Raw genomic sequence first — 2,245 nt, 5'->3', positions numbered from 1 at the left:
ATATGCACTCAACCCCATCTTGATACCCTCACTGCCCGCAATGCGCGCAGGACCGGTCCGCCTTGCGCCAATTTAAATTTGTTGACTCGGTTAGTCATCTTCAATGTTGACTATGGAAGTCATGTTTCATAGTCAACCGACCATCGGCTGCCGGCAGCCAGATTTTTGAATGCGTCGTTTTGGAGAAAACCCGTGCCTGAAATCCACGCCCAGCCGGCTTTCCGCACAGGCGCTGCGCGATGATGGCAGCCCTTGAATCCCACAGGGCCGACCGTCTCCGCGGTCGGATCACCCGGCGCGGCGCGCTGGGACTTTTCGTTCTGCCCTTTGCCGCAATTGCATCGCCATCTGCCACGGCGAAACCGTTGCGCATCGTCTGCCTGGATGACGGCCTGGCCGAGACCTTGCTCATGCTCGGTGTCAGCCCGGTTGCCATTGCCGGTCGCGACATCTGGGAGACCTGGGTGGTCGAACCGCCGCTGCCGCCTGAGATCGCCGATGTCGGAACGCTGCTCGAACCCAATCTCGAATTGCTGCAGCAACTCAGGCCCGACATCATCCTGTCCATGCCGTATCTCGACGGCATCAAGCCGCTGCTCGAACGCGTGGCGCCGGTGACGACGATCGGGCTCTATACCGAGGCCGGGCAGCCCTATCAGCGCGCGCTCGAGGCGACGCGCCAGCTTGCCGGGCTTGTCGGCAAGGAAAGCGAAGGCGAGGCGCTGATCGCGGCGACAGATGCGTATTTTTCGGAAGTTCGCCGGCAACTGGCGCCGCTTTCGGCGCGGCCGATCTATGTCGTCAGCTTCATGGACCCGCGCAATGTGCGCGTCTACGGCAAGAAGAGTCTGTTTCAGGAGGTGTTCGATCGCATCGGGCTCGCCAACGCCTGGACGGCCGAGACCAATTATTGGGGGTTTTCGACCATTGGTATCGACGGGCTGGCGACATCCAGCGACGCTCGCCTCGCCTATCTTGAACCCTTGCCCGAGGGCGCGGGCGGCACGCTGACCGAAAGTCCGGTCTGGAACGCCATGCCTTTCGTGCGCAACCGCTCGATCATGCGTCTTCCCGCCGTCCATATGTTCGGCGCCCTTCCGTCCGCCACCCGTTTTGCTCGGGTCCTGGCGTCTGCGATGACTGTGGAGGCCGCCCGTGGCTGAGGATGCTGCGGCCATTGCCCAAGGGGGGAAGCATGCGTCGGCCGGCCGGGCCTCCGCGTGGAGCTTTTTCAGCAATCAGCCGGTAGGCGCGATCCTGCTTTGCGCGGTGCTGCTCGCGGCAGCGTCAGCGGCAACCGTCTCAAACCTCACCGTGCAGCTACCATCGGCGCTCTGGCTCCAATCGCTCGCCGCCCCCGACATCGCCGACATGCGGCAGGTGCTCGTCCACTATGCTTTCCTGCCTCGGCTTGCCGTCAGCCTTCTGTGCGGTGCGGCGCTCGGGCTTGCCGGAACCGTCCTGCAGCAGGTTCTGCGCAACCCGCTTGCCTCGCCCGAAACGGTCGGCGTCTCGGCCGGTGCCTATCTGGCGCTGGCGCTGACGACGCTTCTGTCACCGTCGCTGCTTGCCTTCGGGCGCGAATGGGTGGCGCTGGCTGGCGCATTCGTCGCCCTTGCCGCCGTTTTCGCTCTGTCCTGGCACAAGGGCCTGTCGCCGCTTTCGGTGGTGCTGGCGGGGCTTGTGGTCAGCCTTTATGCCGGCGCCATCGGTGCCGCTCTCATTGTGCTGCGGCATGAATGGCTGGCCAGCCTGTTCATCTGGGGCGCCGGTTCGCTCGGCCAGCAGGACTGGTCGACGACGCTGTGGCTGTTGCCGCGCATCGGCACTGCTGCGCTTGCGATCTTCTTCATGGTGCGGCCACTGACCTTGCTTGGCCTCGACGATGAAGGCGCGCGCAGTCTTGGCGTGCCGCTCGGCGCCTATCGCTTCGCCGGACTGGCGGCCGCCGTCGCGCTGATCGCGTTTGTCGTTGCCGCTGTCGGCGTCATCGGTTTCGTCGGCCTGGCCGCGGCGACGCTCGCGCGCATCGGCGGTGCCCGGCGGCTGGGCCAGCAACTGGTGATGGCGCCGCTGATCGGCGGGGCGCTGTTGTGGGCTGCCGACCAGGCCGTGCAGATCGCCACCGGGCCGCAAGGCGACCTGCTGCCGACCGGAGCGATTACAGCACTTCTCGGCGCGCCGCTGCTTCTCTGGCTGCTGCCGCGCCTTGCTCTTGGCTCGGAAGCCCCGACCTTGATGGCCG

General features: G+C 65.3%; 2 protein-coding genes. Both read left to right on the top strand.

Annotated features, from left to right (window positions below; all coding sequences use genetic code 11):
* Positions 1 to 239 precede the first annotated feature (239 nt).
* A complete protein-coding gene (locus EN964_RS32310; RefSeq protein WP_236383385.1) occupies positions 240 to 1,163 on the top strand; it encodes an ABC transporter substrate-binding protein in 924 nt (307 codons plus the stop codon).
* A partial coding sequence (locus EN964_RS32305; RefSeq protein WP_164776206.1) for an iron chelate uptake ABC transporter family permease subunit occupies positions 1,156 to 2,245 on the top strand: 1,090 nt, incomplete at its 3' end. The genes EN964_RS32310 and EN964_RS32305, both read left to right, overlap by 8 nt.

The organism is Mesorhizobium sp. M7A.F.Ca.CA.001.10.2.1, from assembly GCF_003998575.1.
Classification (GTDB): Bacteria; Pseudomonadota; Alphaproteobacteria; order Rhizobiales; family Rhizobiaceae; genus Mesorhizobium.
Note: the sequence above shows the minus strand (reverse complement) of the source record. Positions and strands in the feature narration are given on the sequence as shown.

What these genes read in the sequence shown, in the direction of transcription:
- EN964_RS32310 (WP_236383385.1), top strand. Translation starts at nt 240, where the DNA reads ATGATGGCAGCCCTTGAATCCCACAGGGCCGACCGTCTCCGCGGTCGG.